This window comes from Bacillus sp. ISL-47 (assembly GCF_018613175.1).
Classification (GTDB): domain Bacteria; phylum Bacillota; class Bacilli; order Bacillales; family Cytobacillaceae; genus Cytobacillus.
The window spans coordinates 1-18,696 of record NZ_JAGGQS010000006.1 but is presented as its reverse complement, the minus strand read 5'-3'; the positions used below and the strand labels follow the sequence as shown (position 1 = coordinate 18,696).

Below are 18,696 nucleotides of genomic sequence, written 5' to 3'. Positions count from 1 at the left end.
GGGAAATAGCCGCTATTGTATAATGAAAAGGAGGAGTTCACTTATGAATTACAACATTCGTGGTGAAAACATTGAGGTAACTCCAGCAATTAGAGAGTACGTAGAGAAGAAAATTGCTAAGTTAGAAAAGTATTTTACTGAAACTCCTGATGCAAATGTACATGTAAACTTGAAAACGTACAATAATAACCGTTCTAAAGTGGAAGTAACGATTCCGATGCCGAATCTGGTTCTTCGCGCAGAGGAAGATCATGAGGATATGTATGCAGCAATAGACTTGATTACTGATAAATTAGAGCGCCAGATCCGCAAGCACAAAACGAAAGTAAACCGCAAGTTCCGCGAAAAAGGCAATTTGACAGCTGTGTTTGCAGCATTGGCGGATGAAGCAGAAGCACCTGAAGTGGACGATGATCAGGATCTTGAGGTGGTCCGTCAAAAGAGCTTCGATTTGAAGCCAATGGACAGCGAAGAGGCCATCCTGCAAATGAACATGCTGGGCCACAGCTTCTACGTGTTCACGAATGCAGAGTCTAACTTAACAAACGTGGTGTACAAGCGTAAAGACGGCCGTTATGGCTTGATTGAAGCCCAATAATATAAAAACTAAGCCCTGCCGGCATCCGGCAGGGCTTTTATCAATCCTCTAGAACCTTGTACTTTTCCTTCAATTCCTCCGGTGCCATCTTCACCATCTGCTGAAGAACAAACGATGTGACCACAATATCATCTGTAAATCCAAAAATGGATAGGAAGTCGGGTGCGAAATCCAGCGGCAGGAGGATATACAGCAATCCGGCCGCAATCGGAAACAGCTTTTTGCCGGCCGATACTTCTCTTGAGAGAAAGTAGTCTCTCAGGAAGGGCAGGAATTTCCAAAATTTAAATACAAATTTGATGCGTTTTATAAACTTCATCGCTTTCACCTTTTTCTAGTTCATTCGCTGGAAGGGGGCTGCCATGGCCGCCATTTGAACTCTTGGCGGGTTTTTCACTTCAAGTGTGACAGCCGATAGATAGCTGGTTTCAAGGATGCTTCAAAAAGTTAGGATGATAAGCCACTTTTGCAAAGCCGCTGTTTTCAATTGGGTACGAATCTCCTCTTTGTTTATTTTTCTATAATAGAGGGGATTTTTTACACCGCAGTCTTCCTCCTTCGGTTTGTTTAATAGGTAATCGTTATTTTATCCAGGTCCGCGCTTTTGACGCCTTCGTTAAAGATCAGTCTCGTTTTGAATTGAAACGTGCGCTCCGGTGTGGAAGCAGGAATATTTTCAGGTAATTGAAAGTTGAATTCCATCCGGTTGGTTTCTTCCGACTCAATCGTTTGAGATGTCAGGATTGTCGCTGAGTCGATCACTTCTTCCTGCTCATCAGTTAGTGTGATCATGACCAGGTCGCACTCAATCCGTTTAATCTGCTGGTCGATGGTGCCGCCTTCTATTAGGAAGGTGCCGTTCACATTTTCGCCTGGAGTGTATTCATGCTTTGGCAGCTGCAGGTCAATTTTTGCAGAACCGATTCCCAGCATTGACATATATTTTCGCAAAATCAATCAAGATCTCTCCTCTACAGTGGTAAATGATAAAATGTATGCTATTAGCGCTGTTAAACGTGTCTGTTGATTTCCGCTCCAGGCGCTCGCTTTCCGCGGGCGGTCCGGGAGCCTCCTCGGCGTTCCACGCCTGCGGGGTCTCCCTTTGACTCGCTTCTCCCGCAGGAGTCGAGCGCCTTCCGCTCCAATCAACAGGGTGCTAAAACAACCTTTTGCTTTTTCAGCGCTAGCTATGAGAAAGTTTCATATTTCCCCAATCTATTAGCTGTAAACTACATTGGCTTCACCTTCATATATTTCTCATCAAGCTTTCGTTCAATTTTCTCCAGATGTATTTTGTCCTTCAGCAGTTCTTCTTTATTTCGTTTGATCAGTTCATCCATTGTGTATCGTATTTTCTTCTTCATATCCTATTCCTCCATTTTATAAAGTAAAACAATTAGTTGTGTGGGCCTGTATACAAAAAAGGCCTTTACCACAGCTGGTAAAGGCCATAAATAAAGACCTCTACCATATTGGTAAAGGTCTTGCTAACAATTGTTTAGATTGCCAACAAAGCCGAGAGCGTGTGCTCCGTAATGACGACTCTGCTGTAAAAGCTACTCCCCTTTAGGAGAATGACTATTCAATTTATAGCTAAATCATATTAAATTTTTTGAAAAATGTCAATTGGTTTTGTGCTGCCTTTTTACGATGGGCCATCCGGCAAGCAAAATCAGAATGGAGACCATGAAGCTGACGATGATCCCCCTATATTCAGCTCCGGTATAGAGTGCCGTCCAGCCCGTTAGTGCACTAATCAGTACAGCTGCCGGCATCATCCTTCCCTGCTTCTGCTTGCTCCATAAAATTCTCAAAATAACAGGCAAGGCACCAGCAAAAAAGACTCCGGAAATGAAATATAAATTCAGCAGCGAAATCGAGTAGAAGTGCACCCATAATGGGATGACCAGCACAAATAAACTCAATATTCCCCACATATGCTTGTTCAGTTTCCGATCATTCCGGTTATAAAGGACATAGAGGGAGTGAACCTGCGATAAAAAGGTTTCAAAGAAAATAATCATTAAGATAAAAACAAGCAAAACGGTAAAGGTAAAATGCTCGTATCTCAGAAATATTTTTTCAAACACCGCATAAAGGTTTTCAAAACCACCCTTGTAAATGGCCGATAAGGCGATCATGGAGAAGGAGAAGGGGATGGTGCCCCAAATGAGTCCGGTTGTGATAAGGCCGGGGCGCAGCTTCTCCTTTTTGCTTTTTAAAAGCATATTCCACATTTTTAAGTCCAGCAGCAGGTGGCCGAGCATGGCGAGCGTAAAGGCGGTCACTAAACTTGGCAGGACATCCCATTCTACATAAAGCAAATACGGGTGGTACAGCCGGATGCCATCATAAACGACTTCAATTCCTTCCAGCATATACGCATGGACAAGGATCATAATCATAATTAAAAAAAGAATGCCGACCTTCAGCATACTAAAGCGGGTAAACCATTTTAAGCGGAAAAAAATCGCTGCGAGAAATCCGAACAGAAAGAAAAGGCTCATCCCAATTGGAACCGGAGTACCCAGAGGGTAAACGAGAATGCCCGCTGCATATCCCATTACCGTCATCCCGAAAAAGATCGCCAAAAGGAGGATCCGTTTCATCCACTTGAGGGAGGGATCAGACAGACGGCTTGCCATGATTTCGGGGAAAGATGCCGATCCTGCTGACTCCCGAACACGCGTGATAATCGGGATCAGCATAAGGAAGGCAAGGATGCCCGCTGCTGAAAAACTGACTGCTCCGATAAACCCGTAACGCAAAAAAGCTTCCGGCGCTGTAAAGACGGCATTTCCTGATGTCCATCTTGAGATCAAAGCAATGCTTAACAGCCCGAAGCCGTATTGGACTGATTTTGATAAGTTCGTATTCATTAATGCTGCTCCCTGTATTGCTTTGGTGTGATGTCTTCTTTTTTCTTAAATTGGCTTGAGAAGTAATGAAGGCTGTTAAAACCGGTTTTCTCCGCAATTTCTGAAATGCTGCTATTTGTTGTGGCCAAAAGGTGCTTTGCTTTTTCGAGCCGATACACAGTCAAATAATCGATTAAGGAAGTGCCCACTTCCTCGCTGAACTTGCGGCTTAAATAAGCAGGGCTGGCATGTACCTTTGCGGCAATGTCCTGGAGGCTGGTCCGCTGCTCATAATTCTCGTGAATTTGAAGCAATGCTTCATTCACAATTTTAGAATACTCTTTATTGAATATAGGCGTTGAGAATTTCTTCAGCGTTTCCTTTAGTTCATCTTCAATAATAGGCTTGGTTAAATATTCTGAAACGCCCAGCTGAATGGATTTTTTAGCGAATTCAAAGTCCTGGTGGGCTGATAAAATAATAATTTGCAGATGGGGCTGCAGGTCCTTCAAGTCCTTGACCAGCTCAAGCCCTGATTTGCCAGGCATTTCGATGTCGACGAAAGCGAGATGAAAGTAGTTTTCCTTGCTGATGGCAATAGCCTGGCTGCTGTCATAGGCAAAGTGGAAATTCCATAACGGGAAAGCCGGCTTCAGAATATATTCAAGCTGTTCAATTACGATTGGTTCATCATCTATGCATAATACATTCATGCCTGCTCCTCCTTCTTAATCTCTACTTTTGGAATGTTTATTTTCACGGTTGCCCCGTTTTGTTCATTTGCGTAAATATCCAGACCTGCACTGTTAAAAAGCAGCTCGAGACGCTTTTTGACATTGGAAAGGCCCTGTCCCTTTGTCATCATGTCATCAAAAGAGTGATCGCCAATGCCAAGTCCGTTGTCCTCCACATATAAGGTGATACTGTCCTTCCCATCGACTGCTTTAATCCAGAGGGTGAGTGGCCCCGGCTTTTTTTCCAGCCCGTGCTTAAAAGAGTTCTCCACAATCGTCTGCAGAAGATAGGGTGGGACGACATGCTCCAATGCCGCTTCCTCTATATCTTCCGTAATCGTTAACCGATTATGAAACCTAAGCTCCTGAATTTTTAAATAGTATTTCGTATATTTCCATTCTTCCTTTAACGGAATCAGCTGCTCTTTAATCTGGTACTTGAATTTTAAAAATAAAGACAGGGTTTCCATTGCCTTGATGAGTGTATCAATCCGATTGAGGCGGGCGAGCCCGAGCATCAGATTGATGGTATTGAATAAAAAGTGGGGGTGGATCTGCTGGTTCAGCTGCATATATTTGCTTTCCTGCAGTGTATTTTCGAGCTCAACCTGCTGCTTCTCGAAGGATAGGCTGTCGATTTGCTTTTCAAACGCCAGCACCATCATCAAAATAATCGCACCGGCCATCGGCACGAATATGGAAAAAATCGCGAACAATGAAAAGGTTTCATAGGTAATTAGCATGATCTTCACTGCCTTAAAAGAATTTCTAATAGTATAACATGTCTGATAAATAGTAGTAAGTTTATTGCGTAACAGTAATAAAGTGGTATATGCAAATATAAATTCTTAAAAACGCCCCAAAAAAAACAAAAAAAGAGCGAAGCCATCAAGCTCCGCCCAAAAGGGGGTACTATTACTATATGAGATCAGCCGTTTTGGCTGGTACTCGCCAAATTATGAGATTTCCTCCGCATAGTGGCAGGCAGCCTGATGTCCTTCTCCCAAACTCTTAAGCTCAGGATCGGACTGTCTGCAAAGATCGGTTGCCAGCGGGCATCTTGTGTGGAACCGGCACCCGGTAGGCGGATCGATAGGGGATGGCACATCGCCCTTCAGAATAATCCGTTCCTTTTTCTTTTTCCGATTTGGTTCCGGAATCGCTGAAAGCAGCGCCTGCGTGTACGGATGGCGCGGGTTTTCAAACAGACTCTTTTTCTCGGCGATTTCAACGACTTTGCCAAGATACATAACGATGATTCGATCAGAGATATGGCGCACAACCCCTAAGTCATGGGAGATAAATAGATAGGTTAAGCCATATTCCTTTTGCAATTTTTTTAATAGATTCAGTACCTGTGCCTGAACGGACACGTCCAACGCGGATACCGCTTCATCACAGATAATCAGCTTCGGCTCCACCGCCAATGCACGGGCAATCCCGATCCGCTGGCGCTGCCCGCCGCTGAATTCGTGCGGATAGCGGTCAATATGCTCTTCTTTTAGTCCAACCTGCTCAAGCAGCTCAATCGCTCTGCGACGGCGGTCGGCTTTCGGAACCACATTCAAGATTCCCATTGCTTCTTCCAGCGTCTGCCCAATGCTTCTTCTTGGATTCAAAGAAGCAAACGGATCCTGGAAAATGACCTGCAAGTCTTTGCGGATCGAACGCATTTCACTCTTCGATTTAGCTAATAGATCTGTTCCCTGAAAAATAACCTCTCCGCCAGTCGGCTCATCCAAACGCAAGATCGCGCGTCCGGTAGTGGACTTGCCGCAGCCGGATTCGCCAACGATGCTGACAGTTTCGCCTTCATAAATCGTAAAGTTAACGCCATCTACGGCTTTAACATGATTGACAGTCCTGCCGAAGACTCCGCCTTTAATCGGGAAGTACTGCTGCAGGTTTTTGACTTGAAGGATTTCTTTTTCTTTAGTTAGCGGTGCTGACATCTGCTGCAACCTCCTTACCTGCCGGGCCGTTCCATCTTTCCGAATACATCCAGCAGCGAACTTTATCATCATGATCCGTTAATAATGGCGGTTCTTCCGTTCTGCACAAATCAGTGGCAAACGGGCATCTTGGTGCAAAGCTGCATCCTGCCGGAAGATTGTCCGGGCTTGGAACGGTTCCAGGGATGGTTTCCAGCTCTTCCACGTCCCGATCCACTGTCGGAATGCTTCTCAGCAAGCCCTGTGTATATGGATGCTTCGGGTTTTCAAAAAGGGAATCCACATCGGAATGCTCCACAATTTTTCCGCAATACATAACCGCAACCCGGTCACAGGTTTCAGAAACAACACCCATATCATGTGTAATCATGATAACGGCGGTGCCCAGCTGTTCCTGCAGATTTTTTAATAGATCCAGGATTTGCGCCTGAATTGTTACATCAAGAGCAGTTGTCGGTTCATCGGCGATCAGCAGCTCCGGCTTGCATGCCAATGCCATTGCGATCATGACACGCTGGCGCATACCGCCGCTCAGTTCATGCGGCTCCTGCTTCGCTCTTTTTTCAGGAGAAGGAATGCCGACTAAACGCAGCATTTCAACGGCTTTCTGCCATGCTTCTTTTTTCGGCAGCTTTTGATGGATGCGAAAAGCTTCTGCAATCTGTTCCCCTACGGAATAGACAGGATTAAGGGAAGTCATCGGCTCCTGGAAAATCATCGAAATTTTGTTTCCGCGCATTTGGCGCATGCCTTCTTCGGTTTCGGCAAGCAGGTTCTTCCCTTTAAAATTAATCTCACCGTCCACAATTTTTCCGGGAGGCTCTGCAATCAGCCGCATGATGGAGAGGGAGGTAATGCTCTTTCCGCTCCCAGACTCTCCGACAATGCCTAGCGTTTCTCCTCTTTTCACATCAAAGTCTACGCCGTCCACGGCTTTGATGACCTTTTTTCCGGAGAAGAAATGAGTTTTTAAGTTTTTCACTTCCAGTATTGTTTCTTTATGTTCAGTTCCCATTATTCTTGCTCCTCTCAATCGGGAATGGTTTTAATTCAATTCAACACGTTTATTCAGGAATCGGTACGACAGGTCGACAAGCAGGTTGACGATAACAAACAGCACCGATACGAATAAAATTGATCCTTGTACAAGCGGCAGGTCACGCATCCGGATGGCATCAATGATTAAGCGGCCGACTCCATTGATGGCAAAGACGGATTCTGTTAAAACGGTCCCGCCAAGAAGGGCTCCGAATTGGAGACCGACTACGGTAATAACAGGGATTAGTGCATTTTTTAAAGCGTGCTTATAAATAATCAGGCGCTGGCGGACACCTTTTGCCTTGGCTGTACGGATATAATCCTGGCGAATAACCTCCAGCATGCTGGCACGAGTCATTCTGGCAACAATCGCTGCACCGCCTGTCCCCAATGTGAGGGCTGGAAGAATGACGTGGCTGAAGGTACCCCAGCCGGCAACCGGAAACCATTGAAGCTCAACGGAGAAATAAATGATAAGCATAAGGCCGAGCCAGAAGTTCGGCAAGGAAACGCCAAGCAGGGCAACCATCATTAACCCTACATCTGTAAAGCTGTTTTGCTTCGTTGCTGCGATAATTCCAATAAGAACACCTAAAACGACAGTAATGACAATACTCCAAAACGCCAATTCAAGGGTAATCGGCAAACGGACGAGTATTTCATCCAGAACCGGACGGCTTGTCCGGATGGATTCACCGAGGTCTCCCTTTACAACATTGCCGACATAATCAAGATATTGAACGAAAATAGGCTGATCCAGGCCAAGGTCATGGCGGATGGCTTCTACTTGTTCGTCACTGGCGCCTTCACCTGCGACAAGAACGGCAGGGTCACCGGGAACCATTTGCATGATGAAGAAAACCATAAGGGTAACGCCCAGCAGAACCGGGATGATTTGAACAAGCCTTCGCATCAGAAAGATAAACATATGACAACCTCCTTAATTTTTCATTCGCGGATCAAGCGCATCGCGCAGTCCGTCTCCAAACAGGTTAAAGCCCAGAACAATCAACGCAATGGCGATACCAGGGAATAGCGCGATATGCGGTGCTGTGAATAAGAAGTCACGGCCATCACTCAGCATGGCTCCCCATTCAGGTGTTGGCGGCTGTGCACCCATTCCAAGGAAGGAAAGGCCGGCTACCGATAAAATAGAAGTCGCGAGTCTTAATGTTCCCTGTACAATAATTGGACTCATAATGTTAGGCAGTATATGAACAAAAATAATTTTCGCGTCGCTTGCCCCTAATACGCGAATGGCATCGATATATTCCATTTTCTTTACACTTAACGTCGAGCCGCGAACAATACGGGCAAAAGTCGGAACCGAGAAAACACCGACAGCGATCATGACATTGATCAGGCTTGGCCCCAGCGCACTCACAATGGCGAGAGCTAGAAGCAATCCAGGGAATGCAAGCAATACATCGATGAAACGCATGATAATCGTATCCACCCAGCCTCCGTAGTAGCCGGAAACGATTCCTAAAATAATTCCAAACAGCGCTCCGATAAAGACAGATACAAAACCTACTGCCAGGGATAGCTGTGATCCATATAAAATCCGGCTGAAAATATCCCGGCCTTTATCATCTGTCCCCATAATATGGTCAGCCGATGGGGCCTGCAGTTTATTCACCAAATCAATCTCGTATGGATCATAAGGCGAGATAAGAGGTGCGAGTGCGGCCAGAATAATATAGATTAAAACAATGCTGCCCCCAACGAGCGACATTTTATTTTTAATAAGAGCTTTGGCTAGCCCAGCTCCTTTAGCCTTCCTTTTGGGTACAGGCACAGGAGCTTTTGCGGTTTCTTGCGGATTTGCAATTGTGCTCATGATAAAAACCTCCCAGTGTCTTATTTGGTTGAAACCTAATTTATCAAAAATATTATCTATTTTGTCTGAATTTTATGATTAAGTATAAAATTCACAAAAACACGACAAAAAAATGAAAACATCGACAAATTATTTTTCCTATAATGGACACACAGAAGGCGAAAGCGCCTTGTTTATGAGGAACGCAGACTAAAAGCGCCACGTCCTGTGGCAACGTCTGCATGACCCTCATCCTGAGGGTCTCAAGCACAAGACAAGCCCTGCAAGAAGGCGTTCTTTCCTTCTGAAAAGGATTGGCTTGTGACCTCGAGGGGCTAGGCGCTGCAGCTAGACAGTCCATTTACAAATGGGCGGCAGAATCAGCTCTGCTCGACTCAACTGTACTTCATGAAAAACAGCAATGATTATCATATTTTTACTTTTTGGCTGTTTTCGTAAAGTTGTTGCTTCTTGACTGCAAACTTAGTTTGTTTATCTGAGTTGATTGGAGCGGAGGGCATTTGACTCCTGCGGGAGGAGAGGGAGTGAGAGACCCCACAGGCGAAGCCGAGGAGGCTCTCATTCCTCCCCGCGGAAAGCAAATGCCCGCAGCGGAAATCAACGGGCAGAATTCAAAAGTAAAAACAACAACCTATATGAAAAGAGCCTTTACTTATTAACAGGGGGTGTAACTTTGAAGCAGCGTCTAGATAAGCTTAGAAAGAAAATGTCGGAAAAAGGATGGAAGGGTGTTTTCATCTTTTCACCGGAAAACAGATACTATTTCTCCGGGTACAAAGGATCAGCGGGAGCACTCTTAATAGAAGAAGATTCGCAAAAGCTATTCACAGACTTCCGTTATGTGGACCAGGCCAAAGACCAGGCACCGGATTTCGAGGTGATCCAGCACCAGCAAAACCTAATTGAAATGGTTTGCGATTCCTTTTCTTCCTATCATAAAGGAACACTCGCCCTTGAGCTTGGTGATGTACCGGCATCTGTTTATCTTGAAATTCAGTCAAGGCTGCCGGAAGCTGACTTGGTTGATGTAACAGCGGCAACCAATGAAATCCGCATGATTAAGGATAAAGAAGAAATCGAAAACATGCGAAAAGGGATTGAGATTTGCGACCAGGCTTTTTCACACATTTTAAATTTTATCCGTCCAGGCATGACCGAGAAGGATATCGGCCTGGAGCTTGAGATTTTTATGAAAAAGCAAGGTGCTGAACGCATCAAGCCGAATCATGTGATTGCTTCCGGACCGCGTTCCTGCCTTCCGCATGGACAAGCTACAGACCGGGTTGTCAAAGTGGGCGATTTTGTCAAAATGGATTACGGTGCAATCGTAAACGGATATTTTTCCGATTTTACAAGAACAGTCGTGCTTGGAGAGCCTTCCGACAAGCAGGTGGAGATTTATAATATTGTCCGCCATGCACAGGAGGAATCGTTGAAAGCGATTGGTCCAGGAAAAACGTGCAGTGAGCTTGATGAGGTCGGCCGGGGAATCATCCGGGAAGCCGGATATGGCGATAACTTCGGCCATAGCCTGGGCCATTCGCTTGGACTGGCCATTCATGAACAGCCCGCCATGAGGGCCACGGATGATACCGTTCTTCAGGAAGGAATGGTCATCACGGTTGAGCCGGGGATTTATATTCCTGAATTTGGCGGAGTCAGGATAGAAGATTTGGTCGTCATAACAAAGGATGGCCATGTGAATTTCACTAAATCCACAAAGGATTTGCAAGTAATATCATAAAAAACAGGGGGTAGTGAGGATGAGAAAGAGAAGTTTTTGGTTAGGGTTAGTAGCAGCGATTCTATTGCTTGCCGGATGCTCAGGCGGCAGTGATCCGGGCAGCCTGGAATCTTCCGGGGGAGAAGCGGCATCAAATAAGGATTTAATCATTGCCGTACTGTCAGATGCGACAAAGCTGGATCCGCATCTTGGCACTGACATTCCTTCAGCGAACGTTTATCACGGAAAAATTTATGAAGGCCTTGTACAGCAGGATGAAAACATGGAAATCCAGCCTGCGCTTGCAACAGAATGGAAGCAGCTTGATGATTTGACTTGGGAATTCAAGCTTCGTGAAGGCGTGAAATTCCATGACGGCACTGACTTTACAGCCGAAGCAGTACAAAAAACGATCGAAAGAGTTTTAGCAGAAGAAACAGCTTCACCGCGTTCAAACCTTTTTGAAATGATTACTGAAGTTAAGGTAGTAGATGACCACACCGTTCAATTAATTACCGAATATCCATATGCGCCTTTATTGGCTAACCTTGCTCACTATGCAGCAGGCATCCTAAGCCCAACTGCGATTGAATCAGGTGAAAATCTTGGACAAAATCCGGTTGGTACAGGCCCTTATAAGCTTGGCGAATGGAAGCCTGGCCAGGAAATTAAATTGGCTGCCTTTGAAGATTACTGGGGCGATAAGCCAACCATGGAAACGGTCACTTATAAAGTCGTTCCTGAAGATTCAACACGTATTGCCATGGTTGAAACAGGAGAAGCTCATATCGCTGAACCTGTACCTGTAACAGAAGTAGAACGCATTGAAAATAGCGACAGCATGGAGCTTGTGCGCAGTGATGCTTTAGGTGTTGACTACATCGGCTTTAATGTTGAAAAAGAACCTTTTAACAATGTAAAAGTGCGTCAGGCAATCAGCTATGCCATTGATACAGAAGCAATTGTAAATGGTGTCTATAACAATGTTGGTACTGTGGCAACTGCACCTATGGGACCTGCAATCTGGGGACATAACGCAGAGCTGGAAGGCTATAAATATGATCTTGAAAAAGCGAAAAAGCTTTTAGCAGAAGCCGGCTATCCGGATGGCTTTAAAACAACGATCTGGACAAACGATAACAAAGCACGTATGGACGTAGCGGAAGTTGTTCAGTCCCAATTAAAAGGCATCGGCATTGATGTTGAAACAAAAGTTGTTGAGTGGGGAGCTTACCTTGAAGGTACAGCAAAAGGTGATCACGATATGTTCATCCTTGGCTGGTCTAACATGACTGGTGACGCGGATTATAACCAATACTTCCTGTTCCACAGTGATGCACGCGGAAACCCTGGTAACCGTTCTTTCTACAGCAATCCTAAAGTCGATGAGTTAATTGACAAAGGACGCCAGGAAACAGACGAACAAAAACGTCTTGAAATCTATGCAGAAGCACAAGAAATTGAAATGGAAGAAGCACCAATTGTCTTCCTTCGCAATGACGAAGATCTTGCCGTTATCGGAAGCAATGTAAAAGGCTTCTGGATGCATCCATCAGGATTGTACATGCTTGAAAAGGTAACAGTTGAATAAGTAAACTTTTATAAAACTAGGACAAAAAATAGGATCATAAAGGAGCTGTAGCCATTCGGATACGGCTCCTTTCATCGAAAAAAATATTTCTTAACCCGAAATTTTTATGGAATTAAAACGTTAATAGTTTAATAATTTGCTATAATCAGAACTAAAGATACGTAAATATAACACAGAGGTGATCAGCTTGAAATTTGATTTTCAGAACCATCCATATGCATCACAGCGAACGACAGTTATGGCAAATAACGGCATGGTTGCGACTTCCCAGCCGCTTGCTGCACAGGCAGGACTCGATATGTTGAAAAAAGGCGGAAATGCGATCGATGCAGCGATTGCCACAGCTGCTGCTCTGACAGTAGTTGAACCGACTTCAAACGGAATCGGCGGTGACGCATTTGCCCTTGTTTGGACAAAGGGAGAACTGCACGGATTGAATGCCAGCGGCCCGGCACCAAAGTCCATTTCCATTGAAGCACTAAAGGAAAGAGGCCATGAAAAAATGCCGGTGCACGGCTGGATGCCCGTTACCGTACCAGGCGCGCCTTCCGCATGGGCAGAGCTATCCAAGCGTTTCGGTAAGCTTCCATTAAAAGAAGTGCTGCAACCGGCCATTGATTATGCGGAAAAAGGCTATCCATTAACGCCAATTCTCGGCAAGTACTGGAAGTTTGCTTATAACAAATTCAAGCAAATTTTTACAGATGACGAATTCCAGCATTGGTTTGAAACGTTTGCTCCAGACGGAAAGTGTCCTGAAGTTGGCGAGGTGTGGCGCTCGGAAGGGCATGCCGCTACGTTAAGATCCATTGGCGAGACAGCCGGCGAAAGCTTTTACCGCGGAGAAATTGCTGACAAAATCGACGCCTTCTCCAAAAAATATAATGCATTTCTTTCTAAAGAAGATTTGGCTGATTTTAAAGCGGAATGGGTTGACCCGATTAAGGTCAGCTACCGCGGCTATGATGTGTGGGAAATCCCGCCGAACGGCCAGGGGCTTGTCGCACTATTAGGGTTGAATATTGCCAAAGGCTTTGAGTTCGGCGATAAAGATACGGTGGATACATACCACAAGCAAATCGAAGCCATGAAGTTAGCTTTCACCGACGGAAAGGCATTTATTACGGATCCAGCCGATATGAGAGTAACGGTTGAAGAATTGCTTTCTGAGCAATATGGCGAATCCCGCCGCAGCGAGATTGGCAATGATGCTCTTACTCCTGAGCCATACCAGCCGCCAAGCGGAGGCACCGTTTACCTTGCAGCAGCTGACAGTGAAGGCAACATGGTTTCATTTATCCAAAGCAACTACATGGGCTTTGGTTCAGGGCTAGTTGTTCCGGGAACAGGTATTGCGCTGCAAAACCGCGGACACGACTTCTCGCTTGATCCTGAGCACCATAACGCATTGAAGCCAGGCAAGAAAACGTATCACACAATTATCCCTGGTTTCCTGACAAAAGACGGGGAAGCAGTCGGGCCGTTCGGCGTTATGGGAGGCTATATGCAGCCGCAGGGCCATATGCAGGTGGTCATGAACACTGTTGACTTCCACCTGAACCCGCAGGCAGCATTGGATGCGCCAAGATGGCAATGGATTGAAGGCAAAAAGGTTCAAGTGGAACCGAACTTCCCGAACCATATTGCCCAGGCCTTAGCGCGTAAGGGACATCAAATCGAAGTAACCGTTGATACCGGCGGATTCGGCCGCGGGCAAATCATCTGGCGTGATCCGAAAACCGGCGTCCTTATGGGCGGAACCGAGCCGCGTACAGATGGCAGCATTGCTGCTTGGTAATAAAAAAAGAGGAAGAAGCTCGCATATCAGCGTAAAATAACCATATAAAAGGTACTGAGGAGCGGAAAAGAAAGGCGCTCCTTCGCCTGCTTTTTCCGGATGGGGAAACAGGCACGATTGAATGAAAAGAGGTGTGGCATCTTGAAGCAGGTTGACATCTTTATGGCTTTTTTCAGAGTGGGCATTTTGGGTTACGGCGGCGGTCCGTCGTCGATTCCGCTTGTCCATAAAGAGGTTGTTGATAAATATAAATGGATGGATACGGATGAGTTTGGCGATGTGCTGGCGCTTGGTAATGCCCTGCCTGGCCCGATTGCCACGAAAATGGCCGGCTATATCGGCTACCGCGTCGGCGGAATACTTGGAATGGTAACAGCGCTTGTAGCAACAATGGTACCGACGATTGTCCTTATGATTATTCTTCTTACAGCATTAAATACATTCAAAGACCAGCCATGGGTCGCAGGCATGACCAAAGCCGTTGTTCCGGTTGTGGCAGTCATGCTCGCCACACTGACATGGGACTTTGTAAAAAAGTCGACGAAATCATCACTTGGCTGGGGCTGGACACTCCTTTTTGTAGCGGCAAGCTTAATTCTTCTCGAATTTGTAAACATTCATCCTGCCATTATCATTTTTGCTTTACTCTTAACAGCTCTTCTGAAAAAGGATGCAGCCGAAAAAAATGAAGCGAAAAAGGAGAAGAATCCAGCATGATATACGTACAGATTTTCCTGGCATTTTTCATCCCGGGGATTCTTGGATACGGTGGGGGACCGGCATCCATTCCTTTGGTGGAAAATGAAGTGGTAGATAATTATGAATGGCTGACCGTCAATGAATTTAGTGAAGTGCTGGCAATGGGCAACGCACTGCCTGGCCCGATTGCGACTAAAATGGCCGGCTATATTGGCTTCCAGCAGGCAGGGGTGCTCGGAGCCATTGTTGGGGTGTTTGCAACCGTTGCGCCTTCCCTGATTCTGATGATTACCTTGCTTGGACTGCTGATGAAATATAAGGAATCACCGCGCGTAAAGCGGATGACTACTTTTATCCGTCCGGTGATCGCCGTGCTGCTTGGCATCATGACGTATGATTTCTTTTTCTCAGCCTATGAGGGCGTCGGCATCTGGCAGACATTATTCATTGGCATACTGAGCTTTTTCCTGATGGAAAAGCTTAAAGTGCATCCGGCTTATGTCATTGCCGGAGCGCTCGTCTACGGGGGACTTGTTTTAGCATAGGGGAGGACTAATATATGACGTTTTCTATTGTAGGATACGATCCGAAGGAAAAAGAATGGGGAATTGCGGTTCAATCTAAATTTTTAGGTGTTGGCGCCGTTGTGCCGTTTGCAAAAGCGGGAGTGGGAGCAGTTGCGACCCAGTCATATATATCGGGAAAGTGACTGATAAAATGAAAAACTGGCTGATAAACATGGGGGAGTGACTGAAATATCCTCAGCGTGCCTGAAATTTATTCATTAATACCGTATTATAATTAGAAAATATTAACTATAGCTCACTACTTGATTCAAAGCTATCTGACAAGAGCCAATTGTTTTAATTTACTTGAAAAATGCCCAAACTGCTGATAAATGTTAGGATAGTAGAATCGAACGAAATTAGTGGGAGAGATTTAAAGCATGTCAACAGTTAAAGTAAGCAGAAATGAACCTTGCCCATGCGGCAGCGGAAAAAAATATAAAAAATGCTGCGGCAGCAAGGAAGCAGTATCTATTAAGGAAGTCCTGAATCATGAGGTTATTGAGCTTCAAAAGGAAGTAAGGGCGTTTGCTCTTACCCATTATGCCGGCGACATGAAAGAGGATTTCACTGACCTTTTGGAAATACTCGAGGATATTGATCGGGAAGAGAAAGAGTTCTATGAATTCGTCCATTCGTTTTGGTACATACTTTTTGGAACTGTAGACGATGAAGACTCTATTATGGATGAGTTCATCCACGAGAAAACGCCTTACATTGCGCGTCCGAGGTTAAAAAGCATTCTGCAATCCTGGGCTGAGGGCAAAGCTGTGGCTGGAATAATGACTGAAGTCACTGATGAAAAAGCAGCCATTAAAGATAGCTTGACTGGGAAGGTATACAATGTTTCACTCTTCGGCGAGATGAATGGTTTTGAAGAAGGAAACTTTGCGTTTGCCATCCTCCTTCCTTATGGGGAAGAACACTTAGCTTTTCCGGCCATTTTAGATCTGCCAAAAGAAAATGCTTCACGTTTTGAAGACTATATTCAATATTCTTTCGAGGATGCAGGCTATGACCACCCCGAAGTATACTTGGCTGAATACTTCATTGATCTCATGAATGAAACACCAAAATCATTATCCGCTCCATCTATGGACAATTTTGACTGGCCGAGCAAGGGTGCAGAGAATGTAGCGGACATTTTTAGAAAAGACATGGAACAGGCTGGAGAGGAACCATGGATTATCGGCATGGGGATTTCACTTTGGATGGAGTACTGCGAGAAGACCGGCAAACAGGTTAAAAAGCCGGATAATTATGTAGCAGGGCTGCGATATCTTGTGACAACAATTGCTCCTGTCATGGAAACCCTGACACAGAAGGAAATTGGCGAGAAGTATGGTATTTCCGGAAGCCGGGTATCAAACTACTATGGTGATATCTATAATGAAGTTGAGGATACAATTCGTCAGCTGATTGAGTCTTCTAATGTTGAGGAGGTTCCTCCAGTTCAATCTCATAACTTGGCTATGGAATCCGAAATGCACGACATTGTAAAAGAGATCCAAGAGTTAGGTTTAACAGACATGGAAGAAATCAATGATTACATGGAAAAGCGGGTGAATGAACCAGGTCCGAAAAGAAATACAAGCCAGTCAAAAGAAGATAAGGCACAGGATCTGATTTACGCTGCAATGGAGGAATCCGGAAAAAAACGTGTCCAGCTGGCTGAACAAGCACTTGAGCTAAATCCAAATCACCCGGACGCCTATAATATTCTAGGAGAGGAAGCCTCATCTATCACTGCCGCACTTACACTATTTGAAAAAGGTGTTAAACTTGGAAGGGAAGAGCTTGGGCAAGACTTCTTCAAGCAAAATAAAGGCTATTTCTGGGGATTAATTGAAACTCGTCCATACATGCGTGCTGCTGCAAACTTTGCTGCCGCTCTTGAAGGTGCCGGCAGAATAAAAGATGCTATCAGCCAATACGAAGAGTTGCTTGAACTTAACCCAGATGACAATCAGGGCATTCGCGATTTGCTCTTCTCCGCCTACTGTGCAGACGGGCAGCTAAAAAAGGCTCAAAAGCTGCTAAAGCAGTATGAGGAAACTACAGCGGAAAATGCCTATAACCAAGTTCTTCTTGAACTTTTAGCAAACGGATTCACAGCAAAAGCGGATAAACTGCTAAAAGAAGCGAAGAGAAGCAACAAATACGTTGTCGATTATTTAACAGGCAAAAAGAAATTGCCTGCGGAACTCCCTGATTACTACGGATTCGGCGATCAAAATGAAGCAATGATCATTGCAGGATTAAAGAAGCATCTTTGGGACAAGATTTCCGGTGTAAAAGAATGGCTTAAAAAATAAACGGAGGGCTTTTGGGCTAACGGGTTCGGTTTTCGAGTACGAAAACTTAATTAGCAAACAAATTAGCAGTCCAATTCGCAACTGAATTGGACTGCATCTTTTTTGTTGAATATTAAGGCTTTTTATAAATGTAATGGTATTTTAGCACCATAATTCGCACCTTTTTTAACAGGATGACAAAAGTTAGTGTCAGTGTTCGAAATTGTTTGCTAATTTAATTGGGGATGGATGTGCTTAAAAATGGTTGGTAGGTTTTTTGATATTCAAGTCAGAAAAGACTCTGTTGTTATCCATTGTTGACTTTTTTGCGGAGGTATAGGAATTCATAGGCGGAGAAATTCCGGTTAATGTGTATAGTAGGGGTACAAGAAGCAGATATAAGCGGATATATTCCGATTAACTTCTATATATATAACTAACTCTAAAGATTAGGTTCATATAAGCGGAAAAACTCCACGTATTTTGCGAGAAATGTTGGTATTTCCCAAAATAAACGGAATTTTTCCGTTTATTTTTCAAACTTAGTGAAATCAATGCTCTATTATTTTGTTCAACTATAGAGTGCCAGATAATATAAAAGATGCTTGGAGACACCATGTTCCAAGCATTTTTGCTTATCAAATTGCCTGTTAATTTAAATGTGAATTACCGTTTGATTAGCAAGGTTAGTTCTAATTTTGCACTTCAAAACCGAACTACTTACTTTTGGGCTCTTCGTTTTTTTTATTTACACCTTGAGAATGCAGGAATGTTGATAGGACGCGAAGTGACCGATATATTGAAAAAGTGACTGATAAAAATGAAATTTGACCGATATATCAAAAAAGTGACCGATAAAATCTTAATCTGACCGATAAACTCTGTAAAGTGACTGATAAATCATTTGGTGCCTAAAAATGAAGTAAAAAAGCAGGAGATTTCTCCGCCAAAACAGAATTCCTATTCTAAATTCTAATAAGGGAGGATAAAGTCCATATAATTGTG

The 18,696-nt window shown here is 44.5% G+C and carries 18 protein-coding genes and 1 pseudogene; 9 read left to right on the top strand and 10 right to left on the bottom strand.

Features of this window, described 5'->3' with window-relative positions:
- Positions 1 to 43 precede the first annotated feature (43 nt).
- Entirely contained in the window at positions 44 to 598 is a 555-nt protein-coding gene (hpf, locus tag J7I93_RS03050) for a ribosome hibernation-promoting factor, HPF/YfiA family (protein ID WP_214723179.1), read from the top strand.
- A 40-nt stretch (positions 599 to 638) separates the two neighbouring features.
- Here hpf and J7I93_RS03045 read toward each other — a convergent pair whose 3' ends face one another.
- From J7I93_RS03045 to nikC, 10 genes are all read right to left on the bottom strand, one after another.
- Positions 639 to 917, bottom strand: a complete 279-nt coding sequence (locus J7I93_RS03045) for a YkvA family protein (RefSeq protein ID WP_214723177.1) — start codon at positions 915 to 917, stop codon at positions 639 to 641.
- 248 nt (positions 918 to 1,165) lie between these two features.
- The gene (locus J7I93_RS03040) at positions 1,166 to 1,555 is read right to left on the bottom strand and encodes a sporulation protein (protein WP_214723175.1); all 390 of its coding nucleotides are present in this window, start codon (positions 1,553 to 1,555) and stop codon (positions 1,166 to 1,168) included.
- 272 nt (positions 1,556 to 1,827) lie between these two features.
- Complete coding sequence (locus J7I93_RS03035; RefSeq protein WP_214723173.1) at positions 1,828 to 1,962, bottom strand: FbpB family small basic protein; 135 nt, start codon at positions 1,960 to 1,962, stop codon at positions 1,828 to 1,830.
- Positions 1,963 to 2,220: 258 nt separating this feature from the next.
- Entirely contained in the window at positions 2,221 to 3,477 is a 1,257-nt protein-coding gene (locus J7I93_RS03030; RefSeq protein WP_214723171.1) for an SLC5/6 family protein, read from the bottom strand.
- Positions 3,477 to 4,169, bottom strand: coding sequence for a response regulator transcription factor (locus tag J7I93_RS03025; RefSeq protein ID WP_214723169.1), 693 nt, complete (start codon positions 4,167 to 4,169; stop codon positions 3,477 to 3,479). The genes J7I93_RS03030 and J7I93_RS03025 overlap by 1 nt, the downstream gene beginning before the upstream one ends.
- Positions 4,166 to 4,933 carry a sensor histidine kinase gene (locus tag J7I93_RS03020; protein ID WP_214723167.1) on the bottom strand — a complete coding sequence of 256 codons (768 nt, stop codon included), beginning with the start codon at positions 4,931 to 4,933 and terminating at the stop codon, positions 4,166 to 4,168. The genes J7I93_RS03025 and J7I93_RS03020 overlap by 4 nt, the downstream gene beginning before the upstream one ends.
- A 213-nt stretch (positions 4,934 to 5,146) precedes the next feature.
- Entirely contained in the window at positions 5,147 to 6,142 is a 996-nt protein-coding gene (locus J7I93_RS03015; protein ID WP_214723165.1) for an ABC transporter ATP-binding protein, read from the bottom strand.
- Positions 6,123 to 7,157 carry an ABC transporter ATP-binding protein gene (locus tag J7I93_RS03010; RefSeq protein WP_214723163.1) on the bottom strand — a complete coding sequence of 345 codons (1,035 nt, stop codon included), beginning with the start codon at positions 7,155 to 7,157 and terminating at the stop codon, positions 6,123 to 6,125. Before J7I93_RS03010 ends, J7I93_RS03015 begins: the two co-directional genes overlap by 20 nt.
- 30 nt (positions 7,158 to 7,187) lie before the next feature.
- A complete protein-coding gene (gene nikB, locus J7I93_RS03005; protein WP_214723161.1) occupies positions 7,188 to 8,108 on the bottom strand; it encodes a nickel ABC transporter permease in 921 nt (306 codons plus the stop codon).
- A gap of 12 nt (positions 8,109 to 8,120) precedes the next feature.
- Positions 8,121 to 9,020 carry a nickel transporter permease gene (nikC, locus tag J7I93_RS03000; protein WP_214723159.1) on the bottom strand — a complete coding sequence of 300 codons (900 nt, stop codon included), beginning with the start codon at positions 9,018 to 9,020 and terminating at the stop codon, positions 8,121 to 8,123.
- A 524-nt stretch (positions 9,021 to 9,544) separates the two neighbouring features.
- Between nikC and J7I93_RS25340 the strand changes: the two genes are divergently transcribed.
- The 8 genes and pseudogenes from J7I93_RS25340 to J7I93_RS02965 all read left to right on the top strand — a co-directional run bounded on the left by J7I93_RS25340 (position 9,545) and on the right by J7I93_RS02965 (position 17,712).
- A complete protein-coding gene (locus J7I93_RS25340; RefSeq protein ID WP_285289061.1) occupies positions 9,545 to 9,679 on the top strand; it encodes a hypothetical protein in 135 nt (44 codons plus the stop codon).
- Positions 9,680 to 9,693: 14 nt separating this feature from the next.
- On the top strand, positions 9,694 to 10,764 hold the full coding sequence (locus J7I93_RS02995; protein ID WP_214723157.1) for a M24 family metallopeptidase: 1,071 nt from the start codon (positions 9,694 to 9,696) through the stop codon (positions 10,762 to 10,764).
- Between the two features lie 19 nt (positions 10,765 to 10,783).
- The gene (locus tag J7I93_RS02990) at positions 10,784 to 12,334 is read left to right on the top strand and encodes a glutathione ABC transporter substrate-binding protein (RefSeq protein ID WP_214723155.1); all 1,551 of its coding nucleotides are present in this window, start codon (positions 10,784 to 10,786) and stop codon (positions 12,332 to 12,334) included.
- Between the two features lie 238 nt (positions 12,335 to 12,572).
- Positions 12,573 to 14,132 (top strand): gamma-glutamyltransferase family protein, encoded by a 1,560-nt coding sequence (locus tag J7I93_RS02985; protein WP_214988463.1) that lies wholly within the window; start codon positions 12,573 to 12,575, stop codon positions 14,130 to 14,132.
- Between the two features lie 141 nt (positions 14,133 to 14,273).
- Positions 14,274 to 14,849, top strand: a complete 576-nt coding sequence (locus J7I93_RS02980) for a chromate transporter (protein ID WP_214723151.1) — start codon at positions 14,274 to 14,276, stop codon at positions 14,847 to 14,849.
- A complete protein-coding gene (locus J7I93_RS02975; protein ID WP_214723149.1) occupies positions 14,846 to 15,376 on the top strand; it encodes a chromate transporter in 531 nt (176 codons plus the stop codon). Before J7I93_RS02980 ends, J7I93_RS02975 begins: the two co-directional genes overlap by 4 nt.
- Positions 15,377 to 15,390: 14 nt before the next feature.
- Positions 15,391 to 15,525 (top strand): annotated as a pseudogene (locus tag J7I93_RS02970) (DUF1028 domain-containing protein); the annotation flags it as partial.
- A 252-nt stretch (positions 15,526 to 15,777) separates the two neighbouring features.
- Positions 15,778 to 17,712, top strand: a complete 1,935-nt coding sequence (locus J7I93_RS02965) for an SEC-C metal-binding domain-containing protein (RefSeq protein ID WP_214723147.1) — start codon at positions 15,778 to 15,780, stop codon at positions 17,710 to 17,712.
- The last annotated feature ends 984 nt before the right edge of the window (positions 17,713 to 18,696 follow it).